General features: G+C 33.9%; 15 protein-coding genes. 8 read left to right on the top strand and 7 right to left on the bottom strand.

Going from position 1 to position 15,643, the window contains the following annotated elements:
• Positions 1–51 precede the first annotated feature (51 nt).
• From M1R53_RS06315 to M1R53_RS06300, 4 genes are all read left to right on the top strand, one after another.
• Positions 52–1,530, top strand: coding sequence for an ABC transporter transmembrane domain-containing protein (locus M1R53_RS06315; protein ID WP_249242401.1), 1,479 nt, complete (start codon positions 52–54; stop codon positions 1,528–1,530).
• 78 nt (positions 1,531–1,608) lie between these two features.
• Positions 1,609–2,505, top strand: a complete 897-nt coding sequence (locus M1R53_RS06310) for a DUF7916 family protein (RefSeq protein WP_249242400.1) — start codon at positions 1,609–1,611, stop codon at positions 2,503–2,505.
• Entirely contained in the window at positions 2,505–3,614 is a 1,110-nt protein-coding gene (locus tag M1R53_RS06305) for a M20 metallopeptidase family protein (protein WP_249242399.1), read from the top strand. The genes M1R53_RS06310 and M1R53_RS06305 overlap by 1 nt, the downstream gene beginning before the upstream one ends.
• Positions 3,615–3,624: 10 nt before the next feature.
• On the top strand, positions 3,625–4,428 hold the full coding sequence (locus M1R53_RS06300; protein WP_249242398.1) for an Mrp/NBP35 family ATP-binding protein: 804 nt from the start codon (positions 3,625–3,627) through the stop codon (positions 4,426–4,428).
• Between the two features lie 275 nt (positions 4,429–4,703).
• On the opposite strand, the gene M1R53_RS06295 is transcribed toward M1R53_RS06300, so the two are convergent.
• The 5 genes from M1R53_RS06295 to M1R53_RS06275 all read right to left on the bottom strand — a co-directional run bounded on the left by M1R53_RS06295 (position 4,704) and on the right by M1R53_RS06275 (position 10,318).
• Positions 4,704–5,912 carry a glycosyltransferase family 4 protein gene (locus M1R53_RS06295; RefSeq protein ID WP_249242397.1) on the bottom strand — a complete coding sequence of 403 codons (1,209 nt, stop codon included), beginning with the start codon at positions 5,910–5,912 and terminating at the stop codon, positions 4,704–4,706.
• Complete coding sequence (locus tag M1R53_RS06290; RefSeq protein ID WP_249242396.1) at positions 5,875–6,837, bottom strand: ABC transporter ATP-binding protein; 963 nt, start codon at positions 6,835–6,837, stop codon at positions 5,875–5,877. The genes M1R53_RS06295 and M1R53_RS06290 overlap by 38 nt, the downstream gene beginning before the upstream one ends.
• Positions 6,838–8,502 carry an ABC transporter permease gene (locus M1R53_RS06285; protein WP_249242395.1) on the bottom strand — a complete coding sequence of 555 codons (1,665 nt, stop codon included), beginning with the start codon at positions 8,500–8,502 and terminating at the stop codon, positions 6,838–6,840.
• Between the two features lie 94 nt (positions 8,503–8,596).
• Positions 8,597–9,712, bottom strand: a complete 1,116-nt coding sequence (locus M1R53_RS06280; RefSeq protein WP_249242394.1) for an ABC transporter substrate-binding protein — start codon at positions 9,710–9,712, stop codon at positions 8,597–8,599.
• A gap of 108 nt (positions 9,713–9,820) precedes the next feature.
• On the bottom strand, positions 9,821–10,318 hold the full coding sequence (locus M1R53_RS06275; RefSeq protein WP_249242393.1) for a GAF domain-containing protein: 498 nt from the start codon (positions 10,316–10,318) through the stop codon (positions 9,821–9,823).
• Between the two features lie 91 nt (positions 10,319–10,409).
• On the opposite strand from M1R53_RS06275, the gene M1R53_RS06270 reads away from it, so the two are divergent.
• The 4 genes from M1R53_RS06270 to M1R53_RS06255 all read left to right on the top strand — a co-directional run bounded on the left by M1R53_RS06270 (position 10,410) and on the right by M1R53_RS06255 (position 14,079).
• Positions 10,410–10,655: a GlsB/YeaQ/YmgE family stress response membrane protein gene (locus M1R53_RS06270; protein WP_249242392.1), complete on the top strand. Its 246-nt coding sequence runs from the start codon at positions 10,410–10,412 to the stop codon at positions 10,653–10,655.
• 187 nt (positions 10,656–10,842) lie between these two features.
• Complete coding sequence (locus tag M1R53_RS06265) at positions 10,843–11,064, top strand: hypothetical protein (protein ID WP_249242391.1); 222 nt, start codon at positions 10,843–10,845, stop codon at positions 11,062–11,064.
• Between the two features lie 45 nt (positions 11,065–11,109).
• Positions 11,110–12,498 carry an ATP-binding cassette domain-containing protein gene (locus M1R53_RS06260; RefSeq protein ID WP_346428876.1) on the top strand — a complete coding sequence of 463 codons (1,389 nt, stop codon included), beginning with the start codon at positions 11,110–11,112 and terminating at the stop codon, positions 12,496–12,498.
• Positions 12,499–12,519: 21 nt separating this feature from the next.
• Entirely contained in the window at positions 12,520–14,079 is a 1,560-nt protein-coding gene (locus M1R53_RS06255; protein WP_249242390.1) for an ABC transporter transmembrane domain-containing protein, read from the top strand.
• A gap of 118 nt (positions 14,080–14,197) precedes the next feature.
• Here the strand turns inward: M1R53_RS06255 and M1R53_RS06250 are convergent, their stop codons facing one another.
• Together M1R53_RS06250 and M1R53_RS06245 are read right to left on the bottom strand one after the other, a co-directional pair.
• Positions 14,198–14,770, bottom strand: a complete 573-nt coding sequence (locus tag M1R53_RS06250) for a YdcF family protein (RefSeq protein WP_249242389.1) — start codon at positions 14,768–14,770, stop codon at positions 14,198–14,200.
• Positions 14,767–15,600, bottom strand: coding sequence for a 3D domain-containing protein (locus tag M1R53_RS06245; protein WP_249242388.1), 834 nt, complete (start codon positions 15,598–15,600; stop codon positions 14,767–14,769). Before M1R53_RS06245 ends, M1R53_RS06250 begins: the two co-directional genes overlap by 4 nt.
• Positions 15,601–15,643 lie beyond the last annotated feature (43 nt).

The following is a 15,643-nucleotide window of genomic DNA, read 5'->3' as shown; positions in this document are numbered from 1 at the left end:
ACTTTATTTAAGCTCATGATATCATATATATAGGCTTGGGGGTGATAAACTATGTGGAAATTAAGAAAATATGTTTCGAATAAAGATTTATTTAGCTACATCATAATATATATACTATATAAAATAACTTTTCTTTTAAGTCCATATCTATCTGGTGTATTTATAGATGCATCAGTTGCGAAGGACTTTGACAAGATGATTTTATACGCTATATACAATATAATTTTGTTTGTGGCAGGACAGGGAGTTATGTACTTTTTTGACATCATTGAGGGAGAGGCAAGTACTCGCTCGACCATCAACATATATGAAAAACTTGATGATAATCTATTAAGATACAATCTCAAAACTAATAATATTAGCCGTGACAAGATAAATCAAGAGATCACACATAATCTTGATGCTGTTAGTAAATACATATTCAAGACGCCAGTCAATGTAGTCTTTCAATTCATCACGATGGTCTTCATCTTTGTGATTATGCTTACTATATCGGTGCCACTTGCCTTTGTCATGCTTATAAGTGTGCCAGTAGGTGCTTACGTTTCATACAAGCTTGGTGATAAAATTTCTGATTATTCTGAAGAAAATATTCAAAACACACAAAATATCAATGGCTACATCTTGGACAAGTACGAGATAAACAAGTCTGAAAGGCTTTTAGATAAGAAGCAGCTATTTAATATTAAAGATTATTTAGAAAAGTATAAGAACACTTTGTTTAAAAAATTCAAATTACAATCCTTAGTTGAAAATTGGATGATATATTTTATTTTAAATGGCGTTATACTTATGATGACCATACTATCAGGCTACTTTGTTTTCAATGGCAGTATAAGTATAGGTGCATTCTTTGCTTCACAGCTGTACGTTTCACAGTTTTGGGGACCAGTGCAAGAGCTATTTGATATAAGAAATGAGTATTTAAGTGATAAACCAGCTATCAATAACTTTGCTGAATTTTTAGAGATAGAAGCTGCTAAGTATAAAGATGATAAGATAAAAATTATAGAGTTAAAAGATTTTGAGTGTTTAAGTAAAGATAATACTATTTTGAACGAAAAAGTCAACGCTTGCTTTGATGCATCACATATCAATATAATCTGCGGGGACAATGGTACTGGCAAGACAACTATAGTCGAGGCAATACTTAATTATAACAAGAGATATAAGGGCAAGATATATATTAACGGTGAAGAATTAAAAGACCTTTCATACTCAGACATAGTTTATATACCAGCAGATTACTTGATATCAAAGTTTGGCGTGCTTGAGGACAAATCTAAGATGTCGTCAGGACAAAGAAAGAAGGCGCAATTTGATTTATCACTATTAACAGATAAGAGTGTGTATATAATAGATGAGCCAACAAACTTCTTAGACCTTGAGAATAAAGAAGCAATTTCAAGGCTTATATCTGATCTACATGATAAAGGAAAGATAATTATAATGATTACACATGATAAAGACATTATGAATAAATTAAATAATGTAGAGACTATATATTTAGAAAGAAAAGTTGCAATATAGATAATATTACTGTAGGTGGAGAGAAATCTTCACCTATTTTTTTATCATAATGGGTACATATATATAAGAGGTGATTATATGCTAAAGAGATTTTTTGATCTTAGTGGTGACGAGATCATTAATTTAAATAAAGATGAATTGAAACAAGCGATTAAGTCTTGTGAAGCGAGGATAGTTTTGTCTGAGAATGTTGTGGTTCAAGAGCCTGCGACTTATGGCGTGACATCGTCTGAGCTTGCTAAGGCTTTTGGCGCTGACCTAATTTTATTAAATTTCTTTGATGTAAATGAAAAGAAAATCAAGGGCTTTGATTATAGTGGTGACGACATCATTAAAAAGCTAAAAAATCTTGTTAAGAGACCTATCGGTTTAAATCTAGAACCAGTTCAAGACAAGAATATGTTTAGTGAAAAGAAAAATATCAGTGAGGGAAGAAAGGCGAGCGAAGAAAATATTAAAAAGCTTGATGAGATGGGCTTCGACTTCGTTATGTTTACTGGAAACCCTGGTACTGGCGTTGACAACGAAGGTATTAACGAGGCGATAAAACTTGCGAAAAAATATTTCCACGGACTTATCTTTGCTGGCAAGATGCATTCATCGGGCGTTGATGAAAAGATTGCTGACCATGATGTTTATGAAGGCTTTTTAATTGCCGGCGCTGATGTACTTTCTGTACCAGCTGTTGGCACATGTCCAGGCGTTTTCGATGAAGACGTAAGAGCTATCGTAGAGCTTGCGCACAAAAACGGCGCTCTTGTGATGACTACCATCGGCACTTCGCAAGAAAGTTCGCCAAAGGAAGTCATTAGGGACATTGCACTTAGAAATAAAATTTTAGGCGCTGACATTCAGCATATAGGCGACTCTGGTTACGGCGGACTTGCCATTTGTGAGAATATTTTTGAACTTTCAAGAACTTTAAGAGGAGATAGACACACATTTAAACTTATGGCTGCGTCTATAAATAGATAATGGATATAGAAAAGTTTATTCGTTTTAGAAAAGAGCTTCACAAGATGCCCGAGGAGGCTTTTAAAGAGGATAAGACTAGAGCTTTTATTAAAAATGATTTAAAAGATGTCAATGGTCTTGAGCTTGTGGAGGACAAATCTTATTTACTCTATAGATATTTTAAGGGCGAGGACAAAAAGTCAATAGTTTTGCGTTGTGATATGGATAGCATTGTAAATAGCAAAAAGACACGCTTTCACGGCTGTGGTCACGATGGACACATGGCGATAATGCTTGGCACTATACTTTCAATGGATATGGCTAAGCTTGATAAGAACGTATATTTTTTATTTCAAGCGGCTGAAGAGACTGGTTATGGAGCGCTTGATGCTCTTGAGATTTTTGATAAATACAAAATCACTGAGGCTTACGGCCTTCATAATTACGCTGGAATCAAGACGGGAACTATATCTACAAAGAAAGGACTATTGTTTTTATCGTCCTTTGGCTTAAAATTAAATATACTGGGAAGGCAGTCGCACGCGTCTATACCAGAAAATTCGCTAAATCCGATATACGCTTGCAGCGAAATTATTAAAGATATAGAGCCATTTATTAAAAAAGACGCTTACAAAGATTTTAATCTTCAAGGCGAAAAATTTTCTGATAACATTTTCATAACCGTTGTTGGCGTAAAGCTTGGCGGAGAAAATTTTGGCGTGTCGCCAGCAAATTTGGAGCTAGATTTAACCTTGAGAGCATATAAGGACGATGACCTATCAAAACTTAAAAATATTTTTGAAAATAAATATAAAAACACTTTAGAAGAGATGGGTTTTGTGGTAGAATTAAATAGTACGGATGAGTTTCTATCGGTCGTGAACGACGAAGAGCTTTATGATTCTTTTACGAAAGCTATAGATGCGGATGGACTTCCATTTGAAGAGAGAAAAGAGATAATCAGAAGCAGTGAGGACTTCGGCTACTATAGGCGCAAGGCGAGAGAATTATTCTTCCTACTTGGTGTGGGAGAGGATCATAAGGACATTCACGACGAGGCGTATGAATTTAATGACGAGGCTATAGAGAATGGCGTAAAAGCGTTTTTATCTATAGCGTATAGACTATAGGAGGGATTAGATGAGCTGTGATAGTGATTGCAAGGCATGCAAAGATAAATGCGCGTTTGAAAAATTACAAGCGAATGATAAATCAAAGATAAATAAGGTAATAGGTGTCGTGAGCGCAAAGGGCGGAGTTGGCAAAAGCTATGTAACAACGCTACTTGCGAACGCTTTAGCAAAAAAAGGCTACAAGGTTGGTATACTTGACGCGGATCTTACAGGACCGTCGATACCAGCATCTTACGGTCTTCATGGCATGATTTATTCTGAAGATGGCGTAAACATCGAGCCAGCTGAAGCGGCTAATGGAGTAAAAGTCGTGTCAATGAACTTACTTATGGAGCACGAAACAGATCCACTCGTTTGGAGAGGACCTATGCTGATGGGCGTTCTAAGACAATTCTACCAAAACGTTAACTGGGGCGAACTTGATTATCTATTAGTTGATATGCCGCCAGGAACATCAGATATACAGCTAAGTATATATCAATTGTATCCATTAAACGGACTAGTTATAGTTACATCAAGCCAAGAGCTTGTTGATATGATAGTACAAAAAGCCTTTAAGATGGCTGGCTTAATGCACATCAAGGTATATGGCTTAGTTGAGAACATGGCTTACTTCATCTGCGACGAGTGCCAAAAGAAGCATTACATCTTTGGCGCGCCAAAAGCAGCGGCACTAGCTGAGAAATTTGGCGTGAAAGATTATGCGGCACTAGCACTAAAACCAGAAAACACAAGGTACATAGACCTTGGTCAAGCAGATATACTTATCGAGAATGAATTAGATGGCATAGTAAAAGCACTAGAAGAATAATTTTTCAAAAAATATAAAAGAAAAATATTTATATATAAAATTTATAAAGAAATTTTATTAAAACATATAGCAGAGTATGATTTTCGTACTCTGTTTTTTTGTTTTGATTTGAAATAAGGAAGAGAAAAATGATTCTTATTTCAGAAAATGTTGATTATTTGAAATAAGGAATGGAAAATATATTTCTTATTTCAGAAACTAGCGTTTTTTTGAAATAAGAAAAAATTAACGCCTCGATAATGAGGCGTTTTTATCTGTGAGTAACTATTTAATTATTATTTAATTATCCCAAGAATTCTTTTTCCTAAATTTGCCCATGAATATTCATGCAAATCTTTTGATATTTCTTCTGTAAATAAATTATCATCTAGTCTAGCTATTTGTTTTTCTATATTTGCGGCAAGTCTCTCGACATAGGCATGTATGTCCTCTGTATATGGTTTATCAACGTCACGTATACGAGGAAGCTTTGTAAATTCGATTATTCCGCTATTTACAAGTTTTTCTCCAAGCAATTGTCTTAGTCCGTCTATCTCTGAAGCGACTACTAATTTGTGGCAGGCAAGTGCCTCTATCGCAACTAAACCAAGGGCTTCAAAGTATGACGGCAAGATGAATATATCTGAGCGTCTTAAATCTTTTGCCATAAGCAATTGATTTTCAGCGTCTCTTATATATAAATTTTTGGAGTAATTTGCCTCCATCATCATCTTTTCTTTATCTTCTTTTGATGCGTTTCCTATGATGTGCATCTCAACATTGTCATGATTTTTTTCTAAATATGGAAGTGTCGCTGCTAGGGCAAAAACGCCTTTTGATTCAACGATTTTGCCAGCGAACATGAGTCTTATCTTGCCATCATTTTTATGATTTTTATTAGGGTAGAAGACTTTGTCGTTATAAGCGCCGCCAACTAAGTGAATTTTTTCTTTAGCTATGCCAAGTATTTCTTCGATTTGCTCGTGCTCAGCTGGTGTTACGGTCAAAACTTGATCAAGGCTCTTAAGATGAGTAAGCCTCTTTAAAAATCTTTCGTGCTGTATAATTTGTCTCATGTCAGTTCCGTGACTGATGCCAACGACTTTTACATTATCAAAAATTTCACGAACTAGGTCTGTCAAAAACATTAGGTGGTGAGAGATAACTATGTCTGGCTTGAACTCATTTTTTACCTTAATAAGTCTCTTGCGAAAGGCATTAAGCATTGTATCTATCATATCTTCACTCATCTCGCTATATACAGTCGACTTATATGGCATGATGTCGCTCATACCGCAGATGTGGAAAGGCACTTCATCTGTGTCATATAAAACTTCTTCTATCACATCCGCATCTACATCGATTAAGTCTCTGTGCTTTTCTTCAGCGCCGTATATGGCAGCGTTTTGAGTGCCAGCCGCCTTAAAGGCAGATATTAAATTTGCAAAGTAAACACCACTACCAGTTTTAGCAGGAAGCTGTGTCAAGACGTGTAGTACTCTCATCTATGTCCTCCATTTCATATTTAACCTTAATTTTATCACCAAGTTTATAATCGACGTCGTCGTTTAAAATTAGCATCTCTAGCTTATGCTCATCATTTTCTATATCAAGTTCAATTGTCTCGCCATTAAAAGTTATGTCTTTAATAATAAATTCTTCGCCATTTGCATCAGGGCGAATTTTTTCAGGCCTTACATATTTACCCTTGATAATATTTTTATTGCCGATAAAATCAAGAGTAAATTCGTTTTTAGGATGATTGTAAATATCTTTTGGAGTGCCTTGGGAAGCTATCTCACCATGATTAATGATGATAATCTCATCTGCCATAACAAAGGCTTCTTTTTGGTCATGAGTTACGAATATGGTTGTTATGTTAAACTCTCTTTGTATTCGTCTTATCTCAAATTGCATTTCAGTGCGAAGTTTTGCGTCAAGAGAGCTTAGTGGCTCGTCCATAAGTAAGAGTTTTGGCCTAATTACAAGGCTTCTTGCAAGAGCAACACGCTGTTTTTCTCCGCCCGATAGCTCCGATGGGTATCTTTTTTCGTATCCAGAAAGGCCTACGACGCGTAAAACTTCTCTAGCTTCAGCTTCTTTTTCTTTTTTGGTTTTATCTTTTTCCTTAAATTTAAGTCCATACATAACATTTTTTAAAACGTTCATGTGAGGGAAGAGGCCGAAGCTTTGAAAAACGGTCGAAACGTCTCTATCTTCAGGTGAAAGGTCTTTTATACTCTTGCCAGCTAAAACTATGTCCCCATCGTGCTTGATAAAGCCCCCAATTGAGTGAAGTATAGTTGATTTACCCGAGCCAGATGGTCCAAGCAAACAAAGGAACTTGCCTTCCTCCAAAGAGAAGCTCACGTCCTTTATCGCGTATTTGTCATCATATTTTTTGGAAATATTATTCACTTCTAAAAACATTTACTTCACATCCTTTCTTAAAAATATTTTTTTAAATTTATTTTTAATATTTTCTCTAAAATTTCTGCTCATCAATAGCCTTAAACTAACGTTAAAAGCAAGGCAAATTAGTATGATGTAGAAGGCAATAACTGAGCCGACGCCATATTTTCCGCTTTGAATAACGTCAAACATAACTAGCGTCATCAGTTTTTTGCCAGGATATACAAGGAAAATTATTGTTCCGACAGTTGTCATCGTCGTTGTGAATGCATTAATCATCGAAATCATTATAGAATTTTTTGAAAGAGGCAAAACTCCGTCAGTAATTTCGTTTATGGATGAGCCGCCCAAGTCTCTAATCGAGTTAAGCGTATTCGTGTCAATGTCAAGCATTGCTGCACCCGATGCCCTTGTAGAGAATGGTAGCTGCTTAAATAAAACATTAAGCACAACTATCGCCGCTGTTCCAGTTATTGCAATAGGAGGCGACCTGAAGAACAATAGATAACCTAGACCAAAAAATGTTCCTGGTATGATGTATGGCAGATTTGCTATCGTATCAATGACCTTCATATATTTATACCTTTTAATTATTAAATAATAGCCGATCAAAAGACCTATAAAAGTGCCGCCAATAGCTGAAATTATACTATAAATAATACTTCTAAGTGCGACTCCGCCTATAAAAACCTTGGTATCTTTAAAATTATCAAGAGTAAATACAAGTTCGCCGACACGCATCTTAGTAAAAGCGTTTAAAATTATTGACGCATATAAAGATACTATCCAAAAAATAAAAAATATTGCAAAGGCACTTATAATATAATACAAAATACCATTTCTTTTAAGAGGAACCTCTTCTTTACTTGCTGAGCCGCTTGCGAGTGTACCAGATTTAACTATCTTTGATGAAAATAAAAATATAATTAGTGTTGGAACTAGTATAAACACGTTCATGGCAGCCGCTCTGCCAAGATTGCCATTGGCAATTACCTCGAAATAACTTTCAAGAGCTAAAACTTCGTAATTGCCGCCGATTATGGCTGGAGTACCGAAATCTGCTACACTTCTAAAAAAGCTAAGCATCATGACAGCTTTGATACCATTTTTCATCGCTGGAACAATTATATCCATGATTATGTCATTAGTGCTAGCTCCCAAGCTTCTTGCCGAATTAATTATATTTTTATCAAGACTTTGAAGAAAACCTATGAGCAAAAGACTGTTTAGCGATAAATCCGATAGAGCCTGCATAAATACTATGCCCCACATGCCATAAGGGTTCATGTTTAGACCCAAGAGTTTGTAAGTGATTATCCCGCGTCTGCCAAAAAGAGTTATATAGCTAAGCGATGAGACAAAGGGCGGACTTATCAGCGTGATTGAAAGTATTAGTATGATTAGCGTTTTTATTTTTTTCTTCGATAGATAATAATATATAGCTACGAAAGATGAGGAAAGTGTCGCGACTACGGTAGTCAAGGCGCCCATCTTAAATGTATTTATGATAAGTTTTTTGTTTGAGAGAATTTTTTGATAGTGTTCAAACGAAAAAGATCCATCTACAAAAAAGCTCTCTTTAAAAACTGCCAAGAATGGAATGAGTATAAAGATCACGACTAGTGCCGATAGCACAGATGCTAGTGCTATGTCTATTAACTTAGATGATTTAATCTTTTTCATAAAAAACTCCTCTATATCAATAATTTAGGACCATGCCTAATATGTAAAAAAATAGTGTGACAGTAAAAACTATCACACTATAGTATTATTTAACTTATTTGTCTTCAGTTTTACCTTTTGAAATTTCGTTAAACTTTTCTAATATTCTTTCTCTGTCTGAGCCGAATGTTGATAGATCTTCCTTAACTAGTCTGTCCTTTGGTAAACCTAGGTCGTAGCCTTGGATGCCAGGAACGATAAGTTGGTTAGAGTCTTTTCCGTCGATTTCAGCGATCATCTTTTGAGCGTCTTCACTTAACATGAAGTCGATGAAAGCCTTTGCAACGTCAACGTTTTCGCTACCTTTGAATATAGCAACTCCTTCTGGTACCCAGCAAACGCCATCTTCTGGATATATAACTGTTAAGTTATTGTCTTTAGCTGCGTCAAATGCTTTTTTATCAGCAGGAATTATACCGATGGCAAATTCTCCTTGAACAGTTTTTTCTTGTGGGTCTTTACCTCTCTTTGAGTAGAAGTCAATGTTATGGTTGATGCCTTCAAATACTTTCCAGCCTTCTTCTTCTCCGTAGATGTCTAGTAAGCCCTTAAGAGCTGCATAGTTAGTACCTGATATAGCTGGGTTACTCATGATAACTAAGTGTTCATACTTAGGATCAGCAAGATCTTTCCAAGTCTTAGGTGCTTCTAAGCCTTTTTCTTCAAGGATAGCGTTGTTAACGATGAAGCCAACAACAGTGATACCCTTAGAGATGTAAGCGCCGTCTTTGTCCTTGTATTCTTCAGGAACAGTAGCAGTTACATCAGAAGTGTAATTTTCTAGAAGACCGTCATCTCTTGCTGCCATGAAAGCGTCAAGTCCGCCTCCGAACCAAAGATCAGCCATTGGCTTGCCTTCAGCCTTAGTTCTTGAAATAACTTCACCGCTTGACATAGATAAGAATTCTACCTTAGCGCCAGTTTTCTCAGTAAACTTATCAAATAAAGGTACATAAGAATCACTTGTAGCAACAACATTTAAAGTTTTGCCTTCAAAGTTTTGAGCATCTTTATTTTCTTCTTCTTTATTTTCTTCTGTGTTTTCAGCTGTTTCAGTTTGAGTGTTTTCTTCAGCTGGTTTTTCTTCGTTGTTATCTTTTTTACCGCAGCCAACTATTACTAGTGAAGCCATGATTAAAATTGATAACAATACTAAAAATTTTCTTTTCATTAGTTTATCCCTCCATTAGCCATTGTAACAAAAACTCTATGAATAATCAATAAGTATAAAATATTTCTATAAAAAATCGCTTATTTATAAAAAATTTCAATATTAATTTTATCTAAGTGACGTGTCACTATGCTTTACAATATAATCAACAATTTTTTCTAAATACTCTTTGTCAATAGCATCAAAATTGCTATATTCATACGAGTCGATGTCCAAAACGCCAACGCCACGAGTCATATTATATATAGGAACGACAATTTCACTTTTGCTCATAGCATCACAAGCGATGTGACCAGCAAAGCTATTAACATCATCGACGACAATAGTCTTTTTGTTTGAGTAAGCAGTGCCGCAAACTCCTTTGTGGGGCATTATCCTGTTACAAGCAGGTTTGCCTTGGAAGGGACCAAGCACAAGATTAGTTCCGTCATATAGGTAAAAGCCTGACCATGACACGCCATCAATCAAGTGATATATGATGGCAGCCGTATTCGCAAGATTTGCTATAAAATTCGTTTCCTCTTGAAATTGACGCCTAATCATCTCGATCGCAAGCTTGTATTTATCCTCTTTACTTAAATTATTCGCTCTACTTATGTCAATCATTTAATCACCTCAAGAAAATATTATCATAAATATAGCGTTTTGTAAATAAATTATCATTTTTTGGGTAAGAATAAAGTAAGGAGGAGATATTATGTATTCAATTATAGTTGGCGGTCTATCTGGCTGGATTGCTTCATTAATAATGAAGGTCGATAAACAAATGGGCTGGATTAAAAATATATTAGCTGGACTTATAGGCGGCGGCATCGGCAGATGGATTGCCAAAATCGCACGCTTTGAGGCAAAGGGAGGCTTCGTTAATGACGTAATCGTTGGCGTTGTCGGTGCAGTTGTACTAATTTGGATAGTTAATATGTTTTTTGGAAGAAGAAGATAATAGATTTAATTATATGAAGAAACTCTTGGGTCGTGGCTCAAGAGTTTTTTATTTGCACAAATAAAGCTAAGTGACGTTTAATAAATTTAAAAAGTAAGTAAATATTGTTTTTGAAAAAAATGTGTTATAATATATTTATTCTAATGAGAATTAATAAGCAAAACATTATATATAATAGGAGGCAATTATGAAATTTAAAATCAAAATTTTGGAAAAAATAAAAACATCAACTATAATAGAACTTATTTTTTCACTATTATATACTATGTGTATAGCGTTAATACCATATGTTCAAAAAGAATTGTTTAACGGTATAGGTAATAACACTAAAAATTTATTAATAAACTTGGGATTTACATACTTGGCGTTAATATTAGGTAGCGCTATATTTCAATTTATATCACAATAAAATGAGTGGAAGAGGGATAAGGAATTCGTTAAGTATACGAAAGACATTATTTTCAAGTCAATTTTCGGAAGACCTAACTACGTCTTTAAAGAAAAAGGCGTTGGTGAGTATTTAACCATAACAAATAATAATGTTGAAATTATAGAAGATGAATATTTATCAACATATGTCGATATAATTAAATCTATTGTTCAATTACTTATATATACAGTTTCCTTAGTTGTTTTTGTAGACTATAGGATAGCCATTGCTATTATTTTAGCGTCACTTATAAGTGTAATAGTTCCTAAAATAACTGCCAAGAAATTAGCAAAAAAAAGAAAATTTTATCAAGATAGCTTTGGTAATTATACAGACATTTTAAATGATTTCTACTTGGGGCATATGGGCTTGGATGAAGCATCAAAACATGGAATAACGAAATATCATTATCAAAGATTATCTGAAACAGAAGATCAAAAATTAGCATTTGGTAAATTTAAAACTTTTGTAAATATTGTTAACGGTTTTGTTATGGATTTGGTTAGTCTTACAGCATTTATAATGGTAGGCTATTTACTTATTAGAGGCGAAATTACCATTGGCGCGGGTGTTGCAACATTTGCCTATATTGAAAGCTTTATTTATCCTATTAAATATATTTTAAACGATGTAAATGCAATAAACTCTTGTAAGGAAATCGTTAGAGAAGCAAAAGACATTGGAAATGAATATTTGGAAAATGAAAAAGAAGATAGCTGCATACTGCCTGAGTATAATGAAATATCGTCTTTGAAATTAGAAAATTTAGAATATGCAATAAATGACTTTTATTTAGGTCCTGTAAATATTGAATTTAAATCAGGAAATAAATATCTAATAATAGGTGAAAGCGGCAGTGGTAAGTCAACACTACTAAAGACAATCGCTGGACAGATTGAGCACGATAGAGGGGACATATATATAAACAATGAAAGCATAAGTAATAATTTATCTGAATTTGCTTCAGAGAAAGTTTTTTATATCACTCAAAACTCACATGTTTTTTCAGTACCTTTTCTTGAACAAGTTACACATTTTAATGCATACGATGAAAAAGACATTTGTTCTTATTTGAACAAATTACCTAAGACTATTGTAAATAGGTTAGTAAATTCAAGTAATTGTAACGAACTAAGCGGTGGCGAAAAGCAGGTAGTGAACATCTTGACCTGTGCTTTAGCTAAAAAAGATATTGTTTTAGTCGATGAAGGATTGTCAGCTATTGATATTTATACTAAAAAACTTGTTCGTGATGAAATTATCTCCAATTATAATAGTAAGATTTATATTGAAGTATCGCACGATCTTGGTACAGATAATATTGATTATTTTGACTATATAATTCGGATAAAAGAAGGCAAAGTTTTAGATGTATATACTAAGCAAGAATATATTTCGATAAAAAATAGTTAATGAAATATATAGGAGGCAATTATGATAAGAGATAAATATAAAAAGAATTTTTCTAAAATTTTATTGCTATTTATTACAGGTATAATCGTAGGTAGTTTGAGCATATTTCCTATGGTTTTTATTCAAAAAGTTATAGATTATTTAACATTGGGAAATCAGAGCGAATTTATTAAATACATAATACTTTATTCGCTTGTTTATATTTTAGTCAATATGTTTAAAATAGCTCTTGTAAACTTTGGATCGAAATTTGAATTGAATTTGAATAGAGATATAAAAGATGAGATTGTTGAAAGTATTCTTAGTACAAAGATTGAACAATTAGAGCAAGCTGGACGCAGTAACGTCTTTAATGTTATTATCGACGATTTAAAAGCCCTTGACGATAAACTTATACCGCTAATATTTGACCTAGGCTTTTCAATATCAAGCTTTATAATTGGTTCCATCATAATTATAAATTATGACTATATAATGCTATTTGCGATGATTATAATATCTGCCATATCGACAGTGGTGATTCAAAAGATTTTACGGAGTTCAGAGATGGCATCTGAAAAGAGCCAAATTCAAAGACTTAACGTAATTAATAAATTTTTTGACATTATTGTTGGAGCTAGAGATATAAAACTATTTAATAAAGAGAAAGTTTTTACAAGTGAGTTTCACGAAGAGAATCATGAATTAACTAAGCTTGACAAAAAAATTGTAAATATTAAAAATGTTTCTCAAGCACTTGTAAGTTTATTGTTTAATCTGATTATGGCAACTCTAATTTTTATTGGAGGCATGCGTGTTAGCCAAGGCAGTCTCTCTGTCGGAGCGCTAATCGCCATCATATTATATGCATCGATGATCACTGATCCAATATTTAATATCATAGAAAATCAAAAAGAAATATCCGCTTTTAAAAACTCAGTTAAGAGAATAGATGAGACTTTCAACAGCATAGATAGAGAAAATATTGATTTAATCGAAGACTTTAACGAAATTCAATTTAAGGACGTTTCACTAAAATATGGAGATAATCAGATTCTAAATAATTTTAATTTAATTATAAATAAAAATGATAAATTAAAAATAAATGGCAGAACTGGCTCTGGCAAGTCGACAATTGCAAAGCTAATTACTAATATGTACAAGCCGACTTCTGGTCATGTTTATGTTTATGGTAAAGAAAATCAAATGATATCCTTATCAGCAGTTTTTCAAGAGAATAAATTGTTTAATATGTCAATTATAGATAACATCACATTTAAGACAAAAGTGGACGAGGATAAGCTCGATAAGATTATTAAGATGTGTAGATTAGAGGAAGTTATTGAAAAATATGGCTTAAATAATATTGGTTTTGATAGTAGCACTCTATCTGGCGGCGAGAAGACGCGAGTATTACTAGCAAGGGCCTTATACAAGGACTGCGAGCTATATATCTTTGATGAGATAAGCACAGGACTTGACGAGACGCTATTCTATGAGATATTTGATGACACTATGAAATATTTATCATCAAAAACAATTATTACTATCGACCATAAATACATTGACGAAAAGTATTTTACAAAGAGCATTGCTATATAAATTAAATATTTTTGACTAGTAATAATATTTGAGATTTATAAATGGATAGGATCTACTTTCTTATCCATTTTTTGCATGAAAAAGGCAGAACCAAATCGTTCTGCCTAATATAATCTTATTAAACTTTTCCTGTCACTATTTTAAACGCTAAATAAAATATCGATGCGACTTCTTGTAAATAGTTTTTGACTAGTATATCTTGTGGTGTTTTGGCTGAGTACAGCTCGTGCTTGATGCCGATGTATTTACTTATTAAATCGAGCCTAAACATGTGAAAGCCGTTTGACACGATTAAATAATTTTTATCTTTGCCGGCTATGTCGCTTGCAAACTCAAGATTTTCTATAGTATTTTTCGAGTTCTCTTCGGTGATGACGTCACTTTCATTCACTCCAAGTGATACAAGATAGTTTTTTGCTATCATCGCCTCGCTTATGGTTTCGCCCTGACTCTCAGCGCCTGTAGTGATTATCTTTGCGCCTCCATTTATAGTATAGTACTCATACGCTGCGTCAAGCCTATACTTAAGTGCGAGCATCGGCTCATTGTTCTTGCATCTTGCTCCTGGTACTATGATGTACTCAGGCGAAGTAGTAGGCCTCTTGCTGTTATTAAAAATAACTAAGAGCTCCAAAACTATTGCCAAAGCTAAAAATATTTTTATTAATAGCTTAATTAGTTTTTTTATCATTTTAATATATACACCATTACTGGTCTTCTACCAAATTGCATACACTCCCAAACTGTATCCATGAAAAGGTCAACTCTCATGCCCTTGATAGCGCCGCCAGTATCTTGAGCGATTGCAAAGCCATAATCAGGAATACCTGGTGTTAAGCTCTTGATATATAGCTTAGTGCCTAGAGGTATTACACGCGGATCAACAGCAACCGTGCCTCTTTTAGCTCTTGCGCCTGAAGCAGTTATGCCATAGCCTTTGTCACCAGGCCTCTTGCCAGTTGATTGGAAGCCAGCTTCATAAGCGGTTGCTACCATTTTAAAAGATTTTCTTGCGACAAAGTCACCTCTATCGTTAGTGAGAACATCTTTTGTGCCTTCTTCAAAAACTTGGTCGATAGGCTTGATTATTGTCTCAACGTGAATTATTTCTTCTTTAATAAGTTTGTCACCTGCATAATACTCTTTGCATTTGACTTTGTTCTTGCCGTTTACTCCTTGAACTAAAATCTTGCTTTGATTATGGTTTAGTTCTTTGTTTTTCTTCTTAATAGTTTTAAAAGGTGCATCTACTTCTTTTTCAACGACTTTAATCTCTACCTTTATTATACTAATCTTTCCTTCACTCTTAAGCTCTGTATCTAAAGACGGTATGACGATGTCATCATCATTAATTTTAATCTTTAGATCATCTAAAAGCTCTTTAACTGTAGTGCATGAAGTTTTATATGTCTTAATTACTCCATTGTTATCAATCTCATATACGTGATTTTTAGCATCTTTAGCGAAAGAAAGACTTGATACTATTAATAAGAATAAAATAAAATTAATTAATTTTCTCATAGTCTTCTCCTTTCATTTTTTTAATATATGCTATTATAACAAA

The organism is Fenollaria massiliensis (genome assembly GCF_023347705.1).
GTDB lineage: Bacteria > Bacillota > Clostridia > Tissierellales > Peptoniphilaceae > Fenollaria > Fenollaria massiliensis.
Note: the sequence above shows the minus strand (reverse complement) of the source record. Positions and strands in the feature narration are given on the sequence as shown.

Excerpts from the sequence above, each read along its gene's own strand:
- M1R53_RS06315 (WP_249242401.1), top strand. The coding sequence starts at position 52 with ATGTGGAAATTAAGAAAATATGTTTCGAATAAAGATTTATTTAGCTAC.
- M1R53_RS06310 (WP_249242400.1), top strand. The coding sequence starts at position 1,609 with ATGCTAAAGAGATTTTTTGATCTTAGTGGTGACGAGATCATTAATTTA.
- M1R53_RS06305 (WP_249242399.1), top strand. The coding sequence starts at position 2,505 with ATGGATATAGAAAAGTTTATTCGTTTTAGAAAAGAGCTTCACAAGATG.
- M1R53_RS06300 (WP_249242398.1), top strand. The coding sequence starts at position 3,625 with ATGAGCTGTGATAGTGATTGCAAGGCATGCAAAGATAAATGCGCGTTT.
- M1R53_RS06295 (WP_249242397.1), bottom strand. The coding sequence starts at position 5,912 with ATGAGAGTACTACACGTCTTGACACAGCTTCCTGCTAAAACTGGTAGT.
- M1R53_RS06290 (WP_249242396.1), bottom strand. The coding sequence starts at position 6,837 with ATGTTTTTAGAAGTGAATAATATTTCCAAAAAATATGATGACAAATAC.
- M1R53_RS06285 (WP_249242395.1), bottom strand. The coding sequence starts at position 8,502 with ATGAAAAAGATTAAATCATCTAAGTTAATAGACATAGCACTAGCATCT.
- M1R53_RS06280 (WP_249242394.1), bottom strand. The coding sequence starts at position 9,712 with ATGAAAAGAAAATTTTTAGTATTGTTATCAATTTTAATCATGGCTTCA.
- M1R53_RS06275 (WP_249242393.1), bottom strand. The coding sequence starts at position 10,318 with ATGATTGACATAAGTAGAGCGAATAATTTAAGTAAAGAGGATAAATAC.
- M1R53_RS06270 (WP_249242392.1), top strand. The coding sequence starts at position 10,410 with ATGTATTCAATTATAGTTGGCGGTCTATCTGGCTGGATTGCTTCATTA.
- M1R53_RS06265 (WP_249242391.1), top strand. The coding sequence starts at position 10,843 with ATGAAATTTAAAATCAAAATTTTGGAAAAAATAAAAACATCAACTATA.
- M1R53_RS06255 (WP_249242390.1), top strand. The coding sequence starts at position 12,520 with ATGATAAGAGATAAATATAAAAAGAATTTTTCTAAAATTTTATTGCTA.
- M1R53_RS06250 (WP_249242389.1), bottom strand. The coding sequence starts at position 14,770 with ATGATAAAAAAACTAATTAAGCTATTAATAAAAATATTTTTAGCTTTG.
- M1R53_RS06245 (WP_249242388.1), bottom strand. The coding sequence starts at position 15,600 with ATGAGAAAATTAATTAATTTTATTTTATTCTTATTAATAGTATCAAGT.